The organism is Ruminiclostridium cellobioparum DSM 1351 = ATCC 15832, assembly GCF_000621505.1.
GTDB classification, from domain to species: Bacteria; Bacillota; Clostridia; order Acetivibrionales; family DSM-1351; genus Ruminiclostridium; species Ruminiclostridium cellobioparum.
Window position 1 is genome coordinate 122,473 of sequence record NZ_KK211293.1, and the last position, 19,002, is coordinate 141,474.

General features: G+C 44.9%; 11 protein-coding genes. All 11 read left to right on the top strand.

The features are described 5' to 3' along the window. On the top strand, positions 1 to 955 hold a 955-nt coding region (locus T344_RS29240; RefSeq protein ID WP_242842140.1), incomplete at its 5' end, for a X2-like carbohydrate binding domain-containing protein. Positions 956 to 1,081: 126 nt separating this feature from the next. Further along, the gene (locus T344_RS0124200; RefSeq protein ID WP_027630839.1) at positions 1,082 to 3,241 is read left to right on the top strand and encodes a glycoside hydrolase family 48 protein; all 2,160 of its coding nucleotides are present in this window, start codon (positions 1,082 to 1,084) and stop codon (positions 3,239 to 3,241) included. A gap of 128 nt (positions 3,242 to 3,369) precedes the next feature. Beyond that, a complete protein-coding gene (locus T344_RS0124205; RefSeq protein ID WP_027630840.1) occupies positions 3,370 to 4,749 on the top strand; it encodes a glycosyl hydrolase family 8 in 1,380 nt (459 codons plus the stop codon). Positions 4,750 to 4,779: 30 nt separating this feature from the next. Beyond that, the gene (locus T344_RS0124210; protein WP_027630841.1) at positions 4,780 to 6,915 is read left to right on the top strand and encodes a glycoside hydrolase family 9 protein; all 2,136 of its coding nucleotides are present in this window, start codon (positions 4,780 to 4,782) and stop codon (positions 6,913 to 6,915) included. 85 nt (positions 6,916 to 7,000) lie between these two features. Next, positions 7,001 to 9,640 carry a glycoside hydrolase family 9 protein gene (locus T344_RS0124215; protein ID WP_027630842.1) on the top strand — a complete coding sequence of 880 codons (2,640 nt, stop codon included), beginning with the start codon at positions 7,001 to 7,003 and terminating at the stop codon, positions 9,638 to 9,640. A 171-nt stretch (positions 9,641 to 9,811) separates the two neighbouring features. Further along, on the top strand, positions 9,812 to 10,387 hold the full coding sequence (locus T344_RS0124220; protein WP_027630843.1) for a cohesin domain-containing protein: 576 nt from the start codon (positions 9,812 to 9,814) through the stop codon (positions 10,385 to 10,387). Positions 10,388 to 10,418: 31 nt separating this feature from the next. Then, entirely contained in the window at positions 10,419 to 11,903 is a 1,485-nt protein-coding gene (locus tag T344_RS0124225; protein ID WP_027630844.1) for a cellulase family glycosylhydrolase, read from the top strand. Positions 11,904 to 12,000: 97 nt separating this feature from the next. Further along, positions 12,001 to 14,328, top strand: coding sequence for a glycoside hydrolase family 9 protein (locus tag T344_RS0124230; protein ID WP_051572235.1), 2,328 nt, complete (start codon positions 12,001 to 12,003; stop codon positions 14,326 to 14,328). Positions 14,329 to 14,357: 29 nt separating this feature from the next. After that, entirely contained in the window at positions 14,358 to 15,626 is a 1,269-nt protein-coding gene (locus tag T344_RS0124235) for a dockerin type I domain-containing protein (RefSeq protein ID WP_027630846.1), read from the top strand. Positions 15,627 to 15,652: 26 nt separating this feature from the next. Further along, on the top strand, positions 15,653 to 17,227 hold the full coding sequence (locus tag T344_RS0124240; protein WP_027630847.1) for a glycoside hydrolase family 9 protein: 1,575 nt from the start codon (positions 15,653 to 15,655) through the stop codon (positions 17,225 to 17,227). Between the two features lie 100 nt (positions 17,228 to 17,327). Then, complete coding sequence (locus T344_RS0124245) at positions 17,328 to 18,920, top strand: cellulase family glycosylhydrolase (RefSeq protein WP_027630848.1); 1,593 nt, start codon at positions 17,328 to 17,330, stop codon at positions 18,918 to 18,920. The last annotated feature ends 82 nt before the right edge of the window (positions 18,921 to 19,002 follow it).

Consider the following 19,002-nt stretch of genomic DNA (forward strand, 5'->3'; position numbering starts at 1 on the left):
AAATCCCAGCATTACTCCTGTAACCTCAACTTTTGAACAGGGTAAAGCAAATGATATAACTGTAACCCTCACTCCTAACGGCAATACCTTCAAGGAAATAACCGGTCTGGTACAGGGTACCAATTATACTGTATCGGGTAATACCGTGGTGATTTCAAAGAATTACCTCAATACTCTTACAGCAGGTACAAAGGTACTTACTTTTGATTTTGGCGTAGCAACCAATCCTAATTTAACTATTACCGTAACCTCGTCAGTAGGTACACCTGCAATAACTCCTGCAGCTGCTGCCTTTGACAAGTATGTGCCCGCTGATGTCACAGTAACACTGACACCGAACGGAAATACCTTCAAGGGGATAACCGGTTTGGTACAGGGTACCGACTACACTGTATCGGGTAATACTGTAGTTATTTCAAAGAGCTATCTCAATACTCTTGCAATAGGCACAAAAACACTTACCTTTGATTTCGGAGTAACAGCAAATCCTGTATTGACATTAACAATCCAGGATTCCAAGCCACAGTTCACCGGCCTGGGTGTAACCATAGGCACAGCTGCCGGCAAAACCGGGGATACTGTATCAGTACCTGTTACACTGACAAATGTATCAAAGGTTGGAAATGTAGGAACATGTAATTTCTATATAACCTATGATCCGAATCTGCTGGAAGCTACAACAGTTTCGGCCGGAAATATAGTAAAGAATCCCGCCGTTAACCTGTCAAGTGCCATTAACAGCAGTACCGGTACTATCAGTGTAGTATTCCTTGACAATACAATCGGAAACGAGCTTATAACAAGCGACGGTGATATTGTAACAATCACTTTCAAAATAAAAGGAACTACCAGCCAGACAACACCTGTTAACTTCAAGACGGGCGGAGCTTTTGGCAACGGCAGTATGTCAAAGATCACAGACGTTACATATGTAAACGGAAGTGTTAAATTCTAATCCGGTTTCTTAATTACGAACAGCCCTGCTGTATACAAAGGCATACAGCAGGGAAATCTTGCAGGTTTACTAAAGGCAGAACTGAACTGCCTGTGATCAAACACATTATTAAGGAAGGTGAAAGAAATGAGAAAAAGAATAAAAAAATTTGGCTCTGTGGCTATTGCAGCTGTCATGACCCTGTCGGTAATGGCAACTACAAGCATCTCTGCAGCTGCCGGGCCGGTTAATACCGAATATCAAAAACGTTTTCAAACCATGTATCAAAAAATCAAGGATCCTGCAAATAAATATTTCAGTCCTGAAGGTGTTCCTTACCATTCCATTGAAACATTGCTGGTTGAAGCACCTGATTACGGACATGTCACCACAAGTGAAGCCTTTAGCTATTACATGTGGCTGGAAGCTATGAATGGAAGATTTACAGGTGATTTCTCAGGCTTCGGAAAGTCCTGGGACATAGCTGAAAAATACATAATTCCATCAGCTCAGGATCAGCCCAATACCAGCATGAGCAAATACGATGCCAACAAGCCGGCAACATATGCTCCTGAATGGGAATTGCCAAGTCAATATCCAGCAAGACTGGATACAGGTGCACCGGTAGGAAGAGACCCTATAAACAGTGAACTGGTTTCAGCATACGGCAACAATATGTTATATGGAATGCACTGGCTTCTGGATGCCGATAATTGGTACGGCTACGGACAGAGAGCTGACGGAAAGAGCAAACCTTCATATATCAATACATTCCAAAGAGGTGAACAGGAGTCAACCTGGGAAACCATACCTCAACCCTGTTGGGACGCTATGAACTTCGGAGGTAAAAACGGATTCCTTGACCTGTTTACAGGTGATAATTCCTATTCAAAACAATTTAAATATACCAATGCTCCCGATGCAGATGCCCGCGCAGTACAGGCAACCTACTGGGCAAACCTGTGGGCAAAGGATCAGGGCAAGGATGTCAGCCAATATGTCAGCAAGGCATCAAAAATGGGTGACTACCTTAGATATTCCATGTTTGACAAGTACTTCAGAAAGATAGGTTCGCCGTCGACCGCCGGTACAGGCTACGATGCCGCACATTATCTCCTTTCCTGGTACTATGCATGGGGCGGAGGAGTAGGCTCCGACTGGGCATGGATAATAGGCTGCAGCCACAACCACTTTGGCTATCAGAATCCTCTGACTGCCTGGGTACTCTCAAATGATGCAGCATTTAAGCCGAAGTCAACCAACGGTGCAAGCGACTGGTCAAAGAGCTTGTCCAGACAAATTGAATTCTACCAGTGGCTGCAGTCTGCAGAAGGCGCAATAGCCGGTGGTGCCAGCAATTCATATAATGGACGCTATGAGACCTGGCCTTCCAATGTTTCAACCTTCTATGGAATGGGCTATGAAGAAAATCCCGTATACGCCGACCCAGGAAGCAACACCTGGTTTGGAATGCAGGTATGGTCAATGCAGCGTATGGCTGAGTACTATTATCAGACAAAAGATGTAAAAGTTAAGAATTTACTGGACAAGTGGGCAAAATGGGCTAATTCCGTTATAAGGTTCAACTCTGACGGCACATTCCAGATTCCTAACGAGATTGGCTGGCAGGGTCAGCCCGATACCTGGAACGGCACATACACAGGAAATCCAAATCTTCACGTATCAGTAGTAAGCTACGGTACCGACCTTGGATGTGCATCCTCACTTGCAAACACTCTTGCATATTATGCAGCCGCATCCGGAGATACAACCTCGCAGAACAATGCCAAGAAGCTTTTGGACAGCATGTGGAATAACTATCAGGACAGCAAGGGTATCTCAGTGCCTGAAAGCCGTTCCGATTACCATCGTTTACTTGACCAGGAAGTATATGTTCCCCAGGGTTGGTCCGGAACTATGGCCAACGGTGACAAGATTCAGCCCGGCATCAAGTTTATAGATATCCGTTCCAAATACAAGCAGGATCCTGACTGGCAGAGAGTTGAAGCCGACCTGAAAGCCGGAGTCAATCCTACAATGGTTTACCACCGCTTCTGGGCCCAGAGCGAATTTGCAATAGCAAATGGTGTTTATGCAGTCTTGTTCCCGTCAGCAGTGGATGTTTTAAAGGGTGACGTAAATAACGACAAGTCGGTAGACGCTCTTGATCTGGCAGTGTTGAAAAAATTCCTGCTGGATGGATCAGCAACAATCAACGTAGAGAATTCCGACATGAATAGCGATGGAGTTGTTGATGCTATTGATTATGCCCAATTAAAGATAAAGCTGTTAAACGCAGGTAATTAATTTAATTAACCGGTAAATAGCTAAACTGTACCCATTAAGTCCGGACATGTATGTGAATTTGATTTCCTGTACTATCCGGGCTTATGGGTTACAGAAAAACAAATAAATAAAGGTTTAAGGTATAAGACATGATCAGAAAATTTAAGTATAAAAGAATTAAAACTCTTGTTATTGCTTCACTGTTCTCACTCAATATATTTTCGGCATGCCTGCCGGCAAGTGCAGCGGCTGATAATATGTCTTTTCCCTATGATTCCAAATATCCCTACGGTACTTTCAGTTCTTTGGCCGACAACCAGTCAACTGCCGATCAACTGTTGCTGACTGAATGGGAGCAGTGGAAGAGTGAGAGGATAACAACAAGTGGAGCAAAAGGTTACAAAAGGGTCCAACGGGATGCCTCCACAAGCTTTGATACCGTTTCGGAAGGTCTTGGATATGGTATGATTCTTGCAGTTTACTTCGGGGAGCAGTCTTTGTTTGACGATTTATACAGATATGTAAAATTGTTTTTGAACTCAAACGGCTTGATGTCCTGGCATATTGACTCCAGCGGAAACATTGTGGGCACGGATGGTATCGGAGCTGCAACCGATGCGGACGAGGATATTGCCATAGCCCTTGTATTCGCACATAAAAAATGGGGATCAAACGGGTCAATCCAGTATGAATCCGAAGCAAAAAACTACATAAGCAAAATCTTTACTAAAATGGTTGAACAGGGTACTTATGTATTGAAGCCCGGAGACACTTTCGGGGGTTCAAACTGTACCAATCCATCCTATTTTGCCCCTGCCTGGTATAGAATCTTTGCCGATTTTACAGGCAACGCTGCTTGGAATAACGTGGCCGACAAGTGCTATGAAATTGTGGACAGGGCTAAGAACAGCAATACAGGTCTTGTTCCCGACTGGTGTACTGCAAACGGTACGCAGGCAAGCGGACGGGGTTTCGATTTTAAATATGACGCCATCCGTTACCAATGGAGGACTGCCATAGATTACAGCTGGTATGGAACTCAAAAAGCCAAAACAAATTGTGATCAGATATCCAACTTTTTTAAGAACATCGGTGTTTCAAACATAAAGGATGGGTACACAATTTCGGGAAGCCAGATAAGTTCCAACCATACGGCGACCTTTGTCAGCTGTTGTGCCGCATCTGCGTTGACAGGCGAGGATGCCTCCTATGCCAGGAATATTTATAATGAGTGTATAAGAGTCAAAGACAGCGGTAACTACACTTATTATGGAAATTCGCTGCGATTGATGGCACTTCTGTATACTACAGGCAACTTCCCAAACTTATATAAATATACACCTCAACAAGAATTAAAAGGTGATGTCAACAATGATAATACCGTTGACGCATTGGATTTTGCCGAATTAAAGAAAGCTGTTCTCACGCAGGTATTCAGCAATATAAATGTTTCAAATGCTGATATGAACAGTGACGGCAGCATAGACGCAATTGATATTGCACTGCTGAAACTAAAGCTTCTTAATTAATGGCTTTAAACTTTTCTAGGAGTGATAAATATGATTAATATTAAAAGAAAACTTAGGAAATTGGCAGGGCTTGCCCTGACACTTTCCGTAATGGCTTCCGTAATACCGCAAAACGTTACTTTTGCGGCCCCAACCTATAATTATGGGGAAGCTCTTCAGAAATCAATCATGTTTTACGAGTTTCAACGTTCCGGAGTCCTTCCGGCCGACAAGAGAGATAACTGGAGAGGTGATTCAGCGCTGAAGGACGGCTCTGATGTAGGAGTGGATCTCACAGGAGGCTGGTTTGACGCCGGTGACCATGTAAAGTTCAATCTGCCTATGTCATATACGGCTTCAATGCTTGCCTGGTCGGTATTTGAAGATAAGGCTGCCTATGACAGCAGCGGCCAGACAAAATATATAATGGATGCCATAAAATGGGCAAATGACTACTTTATCAAATGCCATCCGTCGGCAGATGTATATTACTATCAGGTTGGCGACGGAGGCAGGGATCATGCCTGGTGGGGTCCGGCCGAAGTAATGCAGATGGCCAGGCCTTCATACAGAGTGGATGCTTCAAAGCCGGGTTCGGCCGTATGCGCCGAAACAGCGGCTTCTCTTGCATCTGCAGCGGTAGTATTCAAGGATAGCGATCCTGCCTATGCCGAAAGGTGCCTGAAGCATGCAAAAGAGTTGTTTTCGCTGGCTGACAGAACAAGAAGTGATGCCGGCTATACAGCCGCATCCGGTTTCTATACTTCCGGAAGCTTTTACGACGATCTGTCCTGGGCGGCAGTATGGATCTATCTTGCTTCAAAAGACAGTTCATATCTGGACAAGGCAGAATCCTATGTTCCAAGCTGGGGAAAAGAGCCCCAGACAGATACCATCTCGTATAAATGGGGACAGTGCTGGGATGATGTTCATTACGGTGCGGAACTTCTGCTTGCAAGGATTACAAATAAGCAGATCTACAAGGACAGTATTGAAATGAATCTGGATTTTTGGACAACCGGAGTAAACGGCCAAAAAATCACATATTCACCTAAAGGTCTCGCATGGCTGACCCAATGGGGTTCCCTGAGACACTCAACAACCCAGGCTTTTTTGGCTGGTGTCTATGCTGAGTGGGAAGGCTGTACGGCATCAAAAGCAGCTGTATACAAGGACTTCCTGAAAAAGCAGGTAGACTATGCCCTTGGCAGTACCGGAAGAAGCTATGTTGTGGGCTTCGGTCAGAATCCGCCTCAGCATCCGCATCATAGAACAGCTCACAGTTCGTGGACCGATCAGATGAATTCTCCCACCTACCACAGGCATACTCTCTATGGAGCACTTGTGGGGGGACCTGACAGCAGTGACGGTTATACCGATGAAATCAGCAATTATGTAAATAATGAGGTAGCCTGTGACTATAATGCAGGTTTTACAGGTGCTCTTGCAAAACTGTATAAGCAATATGGAGGAACTCCCATTGCAAATTTCAAGGCAATTGAAACAAAAACCAACGATGAGGTCATTATAAAGGCCGGTGTGAACTCCAGCGGCCCGAATTACACCGAAATCAAAGCACTCGTATACAATCAGACCGGATGGCCTGCAAGGGTGACAGACAAATTATCCTTCAAATATTTTATGGATTTGTCTGAGATTGTTGCAGCCAACATAGATCCATTGAGCCTTGCAACCAACTCCAATTATGCGGAGGGTAACATAAAGGTCTCAAAAGTCCTGCCCTGGGATACGGCTAAACATATCTATTATGTAAATGTTGATCTGGCGGGTGAAAACATATATCCGGGCGGACAGTCGGCCTGCAGAAGAGAAGTACAGTTCAGGATTTCAGCACCGCAGGGTACCAGCTATTGGGATCCCAAAAATGACTTTTCATATAAGGACTTACCCTCCAGCAGCACTGTGGACACCGTTCAAAATATACCTATTTACGACAATGGCGTGAAGATTTTCGGTAATGAACCTCCAAAGGGAAGCGGCGGAGAATTCATACTTGGCGATGTCAACGGGGATAAAAATGTAGACGCGTTAGATTTTGCCGCCCTGAAATCATACTTGTTGTTCGGCGGTCAAAGTATCGACCTGAAAGCTGCCGACATGAACCAGGATGGAAATGTGGATGCCCTGGACATTGCTCTGCTTAAGCAAAAATTGCTTGCAAGCTGAATGTAAAAAATAGGTTTTAAAGCCTGGCCTGCGCAATTTATACCGGTCAGGCCCAAAAAATAACAAAAACGAGGAGGTAAAGACAATGAGGTTTTTCAACAAGGTTGCGATGGTTCTCGCACTGGTAATTCTGCTGTCTGTTTTTTTTAGTTCCTCTGCATTTGCAGTGGTAGGTGCAGGAGATATTATCAGAAACCACACCTTCGACAACAACGTAGGCCTTCCATGGCATGTGGTCGAATCATACCCCGCCAAGGCAAGTTTCGAAATCACAGATCAGGGCAAGTATGTAATAAAATGCGAAAAAATAGGACCCATGGGAACAGGGGAGAGATGGGATTTACAATTCCGTCACAGGGGTCTTACCATCGAGCAGGGACATACTTACACTGTACAGTTTACTGTCACAGCCAACAGGGATTGCAAGATTTACCCCAAAATAGGTGATCAGGGAGATCCATATGATGAATATTGGAATCTGGATCAGCAATGGCATTTCCTGGAATTAAAAGCCAACACACCAAAAACCGTAACCCAGACCTTTACAATGAATAAGGGTACAAAGAGCAATTGTGAATTTGCATTCCACCTTGCTCCCGAAAAAAATACTGTGTCACCTGAAAATTACCAGGCTACTACTTTTACATTTGATGATATTTACGTAAAGGATCCTCAATTCAAGGGGTATCCGGATGAGATTCCAGAACCCACCAATGCTGTCCGTTTAAACCAGGAAGGATTTTATCCCAACTCGGCAAAGGTTGCAACTTTGGTATCCAGTTCGACAACTCCTGTGAACTGGACGCTGGTTAACAGCCAGGGTACTGTTGTCGCACAGGGTCAATCAACTGTAAAGGGTGCCGATCATGCATCCGGTGACAAGGTGCACGTTATTGATTTTTCATCCTATACTACTCCGGGCACCGGCTATAAGGTGAAAGCAGCCACAGCTGATGTGACCCCGGTAGAAAGTATGCCGTTTACCATCGGCAATGACATCTATACCAAGATGAAATATGATGCAATGAAATATTTCTACCATAACAGAAGCGCCATAGAAATAAAGCTGCCGTACTGTGATCAGGCGCAATGGGCCCGTCCTGCAGGACATCCCAGTGATATCCTCCAGCCTGATCCCACAAAGGACTACAAGGCAAATTATTCCCTTGACGTTACCGGAGGTTGGTACGATGCAGGCGACCACGGGAAATACGTTGTAAACGGCGGTATATCAACCTGGACCGTAATGAATTCCTATGAACGCGCTTTATACTTAAATGGCGATACATCTGTCGCTCCTTTCGCAGATGGTACCTTAAACATACCTGAAAGCGGAAACGGCTGGCCGGACATACTTGACGAAACACGTTACAATCTGAAAACTTTATTGAATATGCAGGTACCGGCAGGAAATGAATTGGCAGGTATGGCACACCATAAAGCACATGACGAGCGTTGGACCGCTCTTGCAGTACGTCCCGACCAGGATACCATGAAACGTTATCTGCAGCCGCCAAGTACTGCTGCTACGTTAAATCTGGCCGCAATAGCTGCACAGGGTTCACGTCTCTGGAAGCAGTATGATGCCGCTTTTGCAACCAAATGTCTTACTGCTGCCGAAACAGCATGGAACGCAGCTGTAGCTCATCCTGCAATCTATGCAAGTATGGAACAGGGACCGGGCGGCGGTGCCTACGGAGATAATTATGTTCTGGACGATTTCTACTGGGCAGCCTGTGAATTGTATGCCACTACCGGAAGCGCCAAATATTTGGATTATATTAAGAGTTCTCCTCACTATCTCCAAATGCCGACTGAATTGGTGGGCGGCGAAGACAATGGCCTTACAGGTGCATTTGACTGGGGAAATACGGCAGGTTTGGGTACAATAACACTTGCTCTTGTGCCCAGCAGTCTCCCTGCATCTGATATAGCCACAGCCAAAGCCAATATACAGGCTGCGGCAGACAAGTTTATTTCCATAGAAAATGCTCAGGGTTACGGTGTGCCTATCGAAGAAAAAGTAATTTCTTCTCCTTTCGACGGTTCCACTGTTACCGGTTTCCCATGGGGATCAAACTCCTTTGTTGTCAATGAGGCTATTGTAATGTCTTATGCTTATGAATTCAGCAACAGACAAAATGCCAAGTATATCAACGGCGCGGTTACTGCCATGGACTATATTCTGGGACGTAACCCCAATGTCCAGAGCTATGTAACAGGTTACGGAGATAACCCGTTGGAAAATCCTCATCACCGTTTCTGGGCATATCAGGCCGACAATACTTTCCCAAAAGCACCTCCAGGATGCCTGTCAGGTGGTCCAAACTCCGGTTTGCAGGATCCATGGGTTAAGGGTTCGGGCTGGAAGCCGGGAGTAAGACCCGCTGAAAAATGCTTTATGGATAATATTGAATCGTGGTCAACAAACGAAATAACCATCAACTGGAATGCTCCTCTCGCATGGATGAGCGCATATCTGGACGAACAGGGACCGAAGATAGGTTCTGTTGTAACAATAAGTCTCGGTGACTTGAATAAGGACGGAGCAAAGGATGCTCTGGATTTCGCAGCATTAAAGAAGTATTTGCTGACTCAGGATTCAACAGGAATAGACCTTGCAGCAGCTGATCTGAATGCAGACAAATCCATTGACGCTGTCGACTTTGCAATATATAAGCAGTATCTGCTGGGTATGATCACCAAATTCCCTGCAGAAAGCTAGTTTCGGGTAAGGATATTGAACTATAGAAGTTCTTGTGTATTTGGGCTTCTATAGTTCTTGTCCTTCATTACAAAAAACATTAGGAGCTATATGGAAATCGATTAACATATTTCATAGCTATTTGTGGCCGCTATTGCGGCTCAAAGCCATAATATGGCTTTGGAGGTCAATATGAAAAAAATATTATTAGGAATTGTGATAATAATTTGTATTTGCGTTATAACAATCTTCGGGGTCAATTACATGTCTGCATCGGAAACGGCGGCAAAGGTTTCAGATGTTACTGTAAATCAGGCAGCCACAACCGTTATCCAGGCTTCAGGAGGAGAATCGGAAATTGAAATCGGTTCGGGGAACGGAACAGGCGGTTCTACCGTAACCATTCCCGTAAGTGTAAATACTGTTCCTGAAAAAGCCATTGGAAGTTTTAATTTCAATATCAAATATGACACCGGCATCCTTGAAGCCATTGAAGTGAAACCGGGTGCTGCACTTGTAAGCGACGCTGATTTTGATTATACAATCAACAATGAAACCGGTACCGTCACTTTTCTTTTTGCGTGCAGCAATAACGGAAAAGACTCGGTGACAAAACCGGGAGTTATTACAAATATAAGTTTTAAGATTAAAGAGAACGCCAAAAAAGGAGTAGCCGCAATAGCCAGCGATACCACCGGTGCGTTCGGGGATACGGCATTTAACAGGATAAATGCTGTATTTAAAGAAGGCGGAATAAAAGTTGATTAAACCACTTTAAATTTAAAGGCAGGTGGTATAAATGTCTTTCTCGGCAAAAAAGAGAAAAATTATTATAATTTTCACATTTATCCTTGCAATAGCTTTTATATTACAGGTTCAAATGGTTTCAGCCCAGGATGCGGCTGACAACTCTGACGATTATCTGCATGTCAGCGGAAACAAAATCTTTGACAAATATGGTAACCAGGTAAGGTTAACCGGTATAGCATGGTTTGGCTTTGAGACTCCAAATGAGTGTTATCACGGAATTTGGAGTCAAAAAATGGAGTTTATACTTGATACGGCGGCAGATAACGGCTTCAATCTGCTGAGGGTGCCATTATCCTTACAGCTTGTAAACCAATGGCGTAAGGGAATATATCCTCAAACGACAGCTGTCAACATTTTCTACAATCCCGGCCTGGAAGGCCTGAATACCCTTGAAATTCTTGATGCATCAATTGCCTACTGTAAAAAAATAGGGCTTAAGGTAATGCTGGATATGCATAGAACGACCAATTCATATCAAACGGGTCTCTGGTATGGGAATTCCTTCACAGCTGAGGATTTTGAAGCCAGCTGGAAGTGGCTGGCAGAACACTATAAAAACGACGACACCGTTATCGCAATGGATCTATTCAATGAACCCTATGGGAAGCCAACTGCAGCCGATGGTGCAAAATGGGACGGTTCAACGGATAAAAACAATTGGAAGTACGAAGCCGAAAAGGTTGGAAAGGCCATTCTGGATATCAATCCAAATCTGCTTATTGTTGTTGAGGGTGTTGAAACATACCCATATGAGGGTTATACCTATGCGGAAAAGGATGAACACAAATACTATTATACCTGGTGGGGAGGCAATCTCCGGGGTGTAAGGGATTATCCCGTCAACCTGGGTTCCCGTCAGAGCCAGCTGGTGTACTCTCCCCATGATTACGGGCCAAGTGTCTGGATGCAGTCCTGGTTCCAGGGTGATTTTAACAAGGATACCCTGCTGAGAGATGTATGGGGTCCCAATTGGTACTATATCAACGGGGAAAATATTGCTCCTGTACTGGTTGGAGAATGGGGAGGCAAAATGGACAAGGGGCTCAATGAAAAATGGATGACTGCATTGACGGACTTTATAGAAGATACCGGAATCAGCCACACTTTCTGGTGCCTGAATTCAAACTCTGCCGACACCGGAGGGATTTTCCTCGGAAATGAATTTAATGAAATAGACATGGAAAAGCTGGCCCTGGTCCAGCGTTCCCTGTGGAAGAATACAAACGGCAAGTTTATAGGACTTGATCATAAAATCAACCTTGGAAAAACCGGTACACATGTGGGTGCCGGTTCTGAAATCCAAACAGGAGATGTTAACAGCGACGGAAATGTAAATGCTCTGGATCTGGCAGTCTTGAAAATGTACCTGCTGGGGGGCAGCATATCTATTGATAAATCAGCAGCAGACATGAACAGCGACGGCAGCATTGATGCTATCGATATGATACTTCTCAAACAGCAGCTGCTGGGGTAGTAATATATTCATCCTTTCAGGAAAAATTCCGTGATAAATGCATTTAAATAAATCAGACAGATTAAATGGATCAAATAAAGAAACATAACCGGGCGTTATGTTTCAGGTCCAAATATATAGCAGCAAAGGAGTGATTATCTTGATATTAAAAAAATATCTTCAAAAGCCAATAAGTTTTGCCACCACAGTGGCCATTACCGCCACTTTGTTCACAGGCACAGGTGTTTATGCAGCGTCTTCGACTCCTCCTTTCAATTATGCCGAAGCACTGCAAAAATCATTATATTTCTATGATGCTGAAAAGTGCGGTCCCGGAATAACGGGAGGAAAGCTTGAGTGGCGGGGCGACTGCCATGTTGAAGACAGCCAGGTTCCCCTTATTCCCAAAAACAAGGATTCGGTGGGTACCAACCTCTCCCAGGCATTTATCGACAAAAACAGAGCGGTTCTTGACCCTGACGGCGATGGGACACTGGATCTCCACGGGGGATTTCATGATGCGGGAGATCATGTCAAATTCGGATTGCCGCAATCATATACCATTTCGACTCTGGGCTGGGGCTTCTATGAGTTCAGGGATTCCTTCAAACAGATAAATGAAGAAGAACATATGATTGATATTCTCAAATGGGGAAATGACTATTTGCTCCGTTCAACCTTTCTTGACAAGAATGGTGAAGTGGTGGCCTTCTGCTACCAGGTTGGAGAAGGAAACATAGACCACAACTGGTGGCAGCCGCCCGAACTGAATCAAAAGGAGAAGGTTCAGCGCCCCGCATATTTTGCAACTTCCGAGAATCCCGCAAGTGACCAGTGTTCGGGAGCTGCCGCCGCACTTGCAGTCAACTATCTGAATTTCAAGGACACAGAGCCGGCATACGCAAAGAAGTGTCTGGACACTGCAAAGGCCCTGTACAAATTTGCGGTTAAATACCGTGGCTGCGGATACTCAGGCGGTTTTTACAATTCTTCCTACGATGACGACGAAATGTCCTGGGCAGCCGTATGGCTGAATATTGCCACCGGAGATCAGGCTTACATAAATGACATCACGGCTGTGGGCAGCGACGGACGTTATACGGGATATTTGAAAAAGATTATAAATGCACCTGAAGATAACTGGCAGAATATTTGGGTCCATTCATGGGATACGGTCTGGGGCGGTGTTTTCGCAAAATTAGCCCCCATCACAAATACCCAGAGAGACTGGTATTTCTTCAGATGGAACCTTGAATACTGGTCGGGAATACAGCATGAAAATCCCAGTGACGGAACTTTCATGGCAGGTACTCCAGCCGGCTTCAAGGTTATAAATACCTGGGGCTCGGCAAGATATAACGCCGCAGCGCAGTTATGCGCGGTGGTATATACCAAATATGCCGGAAAGCAGGATGTATCCGACTGGGCCAAGACCCAAATGGATTACATATTGGGAGATAACCCCATGGGCAGGAGTTATGAAGTCGGATATTCGGACATCTCTGCAAAACACCCGCACCACCGGGCAGCACATGGTTCAAAAACACTCAGTATGCTGGATCCCAAGGAACACAGGCATACTTTGTGGGGGGCGCTGGTAGGTGGTCCCGATGCCACCGATAAACATGTGGACGAGACCACAGACTTTGTATATAACGAGGTTGCCATTGACTACAATGCAGGCTTCGTGGGTGCACTGGCAGGGCTGTATAAATATTACGGCCAGGGCCAGAAACCTCTGGCAGATTTCCCTCCCAAGGAGCCTGACAGCGTGGATTTCTATGCAGAATCAAAGCTGGAACAGGAGAATGCCGAGAGAACGCAGATTACGGTTAATATCCATAATGAAACCAGCAGACCTCCGCAATTCGTCGACGGCTTAAAGCTGAGATATTTCTTTAATATCTCCGAAATGCTCAGTGCAGGCCAAACAATAAAGAATGTGGATGTTCAGGTCATGTATGACGAAGCCGGTGTCATTGACGGAAAAGCTGCGGCAATAAAGGGACCCTTTGCATGGAATGAAACCAACGGAGATTACTATATCGAAATCGACTGGAGCGGGAATTCTTTCTACGGCGACAGGGAATTTCAATTTGCACTGGTTGCGGCTCAGGACTCCAATTGGAAAACTCACTGGGATACAACCAACGACTGGAGCAGGAAGGATATTACAAAGAACTATGCTGTAAATGAGAGAATATCAGTCTTTAAGGGCGGCGTAAAAATGTTTGGGCAGGAACCTTCCTCCGGAGGAACAGAAATAAAGCCCGGGGATTTGAATAAAGACGGAAATGTTGATGCTCTTGACTATGCATTATTAAAGAGATACCTGCTTGATCCCACTACCGAGGTTGATTTAAGTGTATGGGATCTGAACAAGGATTCGGAAATAAACTCACTTGATCTCATAGCATTGATGAGACTTTTACTTGCTAATTCGTAAACTACAAATTTTAACGAGGAGGTATAGTTATGAAAAAATGTATCGGTTTGGTGCTCTCAGCAGTACTTATAGTCCTTGCGGCTATTCCGTCGTCAGTTTCGGCGGCAGGAACAGTAAAACTTGGTGACGTGGACAATGATACTCAGGTTTCGGCTCTCGATCTGGCAGCTGTAAAACAGCATTTATTAGGCACATCCGTACTTACCGGAAATGCGTACATAGCTGCTGATGTCAATGCCAATGGAGAAATCGAGGCATTGGACTTTGCCGAAATAAAACAATATTTACTGGGAAAAATTACAAGGTTTTCCGGGGAGCAGCAGCAAACAGGCATCGGAATTACCTGGATGGACGGAAAGAAATTATATCCTGTTGGGGTCAATTACGCATGGTACAACTGGTCCTATGAGTTTTCGGACAACAACTGGGCATCAAATTTTGCAAGGATAAAGAGCGATATTGATACAATGTCCACCAAGGGTGTCCGTGCGCTCAGGTGGTGGGTATTCCCCGATCTGGCTTACGGCCCTATCTGGTCTGGTGCAAATGAAGGCAGCCTGTGCACCGGCCTTCCTGACAAATGGGTAGACCATATGAAAGAGACCTGTGACTATGCCCTTTCAAAGAACGTAAAAATTTACTGGACAATTACAAGCTTTGACTGTGCCAGAAATGATGACTCCGTTGACCATGACGATATCATTGATAATCCTGTGGTTCTGCAGAGTTTCCTTGATAACGCAATGAAACCCATTCTTCAGAAATTGGGAGATCACCAGGGTGTAATGGGCTGGGATATCATCAATGAACCTGAGTGGATAGTAAACAAGGCCGATAACGGCGAACCCAACGGAAAAGGCGAGAGCTTCCCCCTCTCGGCAATGAGAAATTATATTAAAACTACATGTGCCTACATACATCAATATGCAAAGCAGCCTGTCAGCTTCGGAAGTGCCAATATGAAGTGGCTGGGTGCTCAATATGATCTGTGGGACGATTTGGGTCTCGACTTCTATGATTTCCACTGGTATGACTGGGCAACCCCATACTTTAACCCGACCACAACTCCTGCATCAAGTCTGAACCTGGACAAGCCCGTAATTATAGGCGAAATGATGCCGGATGCTAAAAGCTCATCCCTGGGAATGACCCATAAACAGGTACTGGACGCCATTTATAGGAACGGCTATGCCGGATACCTGCTGTGGTCCTGGAATGATGGAGCCTATGACTGCAAACCTTATATCGGGAATGACTTCATAGATTTTGGAAGAGAGCATTCAGATGTTGTACGGTAATATCAAAATACGAGGGAGTGTTAAAATTGAAAAATAAATTTACTAAATTAGGTGCGTTAATTCTGAGCGGAGTTTTAGTATCAACTTCGCTGCTTCCGGCCGGCAGTGTTTTTGCAGCGGCAAATCCTGACTATTCAACTGCCTTCAAGGATTCAATAATTTTCTACGATGCCAATAAATGCGGTAATGATGCAGGAGTAAACAATTTCTTTGATTGGAGGGGCGCCTGCCATACCCATGACGGCAGTGATGTGGGCCTGGATTTGACAGGCGGCTATCATGATGCGGGAGATCATGTGAAATTCGGACTTCCCCAGGGATATTCAGCTGCTGTCCTGGGCTGGTCGTTTTACGAATTCAAGGACGTATTCGATTCAACGGGAAATACTGCAAAAATGCTGGGACAGCTGAAATATTTTACAGACTATTTCCTGAAATGCCACCCAAATGCAAATACTTTTTATTACCAGATAGGTGAGGGGAATGAGGATCATACCTATTGGGGCGCACCAGAGCAGCAGCCGGGAAACAGACAGACATTGTACAAAGCTGATGCAGGCAGTCCCGCTTCGGATATTCTGGGCGAGACAACCGCTGCGCTTGCTCTTATGTACCTGAATTACAAAAATATTGACTCTGCCTATGCAAATAGGTGCCTGACAGCAGCAAAAGAACTGTATGCCCTGGGAAAGGCCAATAAGGGCGTAGGCAACGGGCAGTCCTTCTATCAATCCACCAGTTATGGGGATGACCTGGCCTGGGGGGCCACATGGCTTTATACCGCAACCAATGACAGCAGCTATATAGCCGACGCCGAGCAGTTTATCACCATAGGAAACACCATGAACGAAAACAAACTGCAGGACAAATGGACCATGTGCTGGGATGACATGTACCTGCCGGCAGCTTTCAGGCTGGCTCAGATAACCGACAAGCAGATATACAAGGATGCTGTGCAGTTTAATTTTAACTATTGGAAAAATCAGCTGACCACAACACCCGGCGGTTTGAAATATCTTACCAACTGGGGTGTACTGCGCTACGCAGCTGCCGAATCAATGGTTATGCTGATATACTGCAAGCAGAATCCTGACCAGTCACTGCTCAATATGGCCAAAAGTCAGATTGATTACATACTGGGTAATAATCCTGCAAATATGTCCTATATCATCGGTTTCGGAAACAAATGGTGCACCCATCCGCACCACAGGGCGGCCAACGGCTACACATATGCCAACGGTGACAACCTTAAACCTGCAAAACACCTGCTTACAGGTGCTCTGGTGGGCGGCCCCGATCAGAGTGACAGATTTCTGGATGACGCTTCCCAGTATCAGTATACAGAAGTGGCCATAGACTACAATGCAGGTCTGGTAGGAGCATTGGCAGGCTCCCTCAGGTTTTTCGGAGGAGTGGTACCTCCTGTATTAAAAGGAGACCTGAATAATGATAAAAATGTTGATGCTCTCGATCTGGCAAGTCTTAAAAAGTACTTGCTGACACAGGACGGCAATGGTATAAATCTTTCAAATGCCGACATGAACAGTGACGGTATTGTGGATTCCATTGACTTTGCACTTTTAAAGAAAGCTTTGATGTAATATGACGGCCGGAGCAGTTTTTGTCTTATAAACCAATATTCAAATACTGCTCCGGCTTTTTACAAAATAATTTTCTTTTGTGGAAGGAGTTTGGATAATTATGAATAAACTGAAAAAAGTAATTTCTCTGCTTTGCACATTTGCCATTATTATTACGCTGGGTTTTGCAAATACCAGCCAGGTGTATGCCGCCGCCAGCAATAACGACGACTGGCTGCACTGCTCAGGTGATAAAATTTATGATATGAATGGTAATGAAGTCTGGCTGACCGGTGCCAACTGGTTTGGGTTCAACTGCAGTGAAAATGTATTTCATGGCGCCTGGTATGATGTTAAAACCATTTTGACCAGTGTGGCAAACAGAGGAATCGGATTGTTAAGAATACCCATTTCAACCGAACTTTTATACAGCTGGATGTCCGGTAACCCTAACAAGGTTTCAAGTGTCACGGCGTCAAATAATCCGCCCTATCATGTATGCAATCCGGATTTCTACGACCCTGCCACCGGCAAAACCAAAAACAGCATGGAGATTTTCGACATAATTATGGGCTACTGCAAGGAACTTGGAGTAAAGGTGATGATAGACGTACACAGTCCGGATGCAAACAATTCGGGGCATATGTATCCTCTCTGGTATGGCCTGAGCACCTCTACGGCAGGAACAATAACCACCGACAAATGGATAGATACTTTGGTATGGCTGACCAACAAATACAAAAATGATGATACCATTCTGGCTATGGACTTGAAAAACGAACCACACGGAAAACGCGGCTATGCCAAGGAAACACCTACTGATATTGCAAAATGGGATAATTCTACCGATGAAAACAATTGGAAATATGCTGCCGAGCGGTGTTCAAGAGCTATCCTGTCGGCAAATCCGAAACTCCTGGTTGTCATCGAAGGCGTTGAACAATATCCCAAAACTGAAAAGGGATATACTTATGATACCCCTGATGTCTGGGGTGCCACCGGCGATGCCGCGCCCTGGAACGGCGGCTGGTGGGGCGGAAATCTGCGGGGAGTCAAAGATTATCCTATAAATTTAGGTTCCCTGAACAGCCAGGTGGTATACTCTCCCCATGATTACGGGCCTTCGGTATACAATCAGTCCTGGTTTGATAAGGATTTTACCACCCAGACCCTGCTGGATGATTACTGGTACGACACCTGGGCATATATTGACGACCAGAAAATCGCGCCGCTTCTGATTGGCGAATGGGGCGGCTTTATGGATGGCGGTAAAAATCAGAAATGGATGACTTTACTTCGGGACTATATGATTAAGAACCGTATAAACCATACATTCTGGTGTATCAACCCTAATTCCGGTGATACCGGAGGATTGCTCGGCAATGACTGGTCAACCTGGGATGAGGCCAAATATGGATTGTTAAAGCCGTCACTATGGCAGTCTAACGGAAAGTTCATCGGGCTTGACCATCAGATACCCCTTGGTTCAAACGGAATTTCACTGGGGCAGTATTACGGTACACAAAATCCTGTTGTATTAACCGGAGATGCAAATGACGACGGATTAGTCGATATGCTGGACTGTGCCTTAATCAAACAGTACATTTTGAACCCCGACACAATAATCAACAAACAGAATGCAGATATGAATAATGACGGGGAAATAAACTCCATCGATTTTGCACTTCTGAAAGCCAAAGTACTCAATGGCTAAAGCATTATTATATCATTATATGAGGGTATAAGAAGGAGGTTAGCTTGAAAGACTTCACTTGCGTTCGTCTTCCAAAACTAAC

Coding starts and splice junctions, on each gene's coding strand:
- T344_RS0124200 (WP_027630839.1), top strand. CDS start 1,082: ATGAGAAAAAGAATAAAAAAATTTGGCTCTGTGGCTATTGCAGCTGTC.
- T344_RS0124230 (WP_051572235.1), top strand. CDS start 12,001: ATGTTTCAGGTCCAAATATATAGCAGCAAAGGAGTGATTATCTTGATA.
- T344_RS0124205 (WP_027630840.1), top strand. CDS start 3,370: ATGATCAGAAAATTTAAGTATAAAAGAATTAAAACTCTTGTTATTGCT.
- T344_RS0124235 (WP_027630846.1), top strand. CDS start 14,358: ATGAAAAAATGTATCGGTTTGGTGCTCTCAGCAGTACTTATAGTCCTT.
- T344_RS0124245 (WP_027630848.1), top strand. CDS start 17,328: ATGAATAAACTGAAAAAAGTAATTTCTCTGCTTTGCACATTTGCCATT.
- T344_RS0124220 (WP_027630843.1), top strand. CDS start 9,812: ATGAAAAAAATATTATTAGGAATTGTGATAATAATTTGTATTTGCGTT.
- T344_RS0124215 (WP_027630842.1), top strand. CDS start 7,001: ATGAGGTTTTTCAACAAGGTTGCGATGGTTCTCGCACTGGTAATTCTG.
- T344_RS0124225 (WP_027630844.1), top strand. CDS start 10,419: ATGTCTTTCTCGGCAAAAAAGAGAAAAATTATTATAATTTTCACATTT.
- T344_RS0124210 (WP_027630841.1), top strand. CDS start 4,780: ATGATTAATATTAAAAGAAAACTTAGGAAATTGGCAGGGCTTGCCCTG.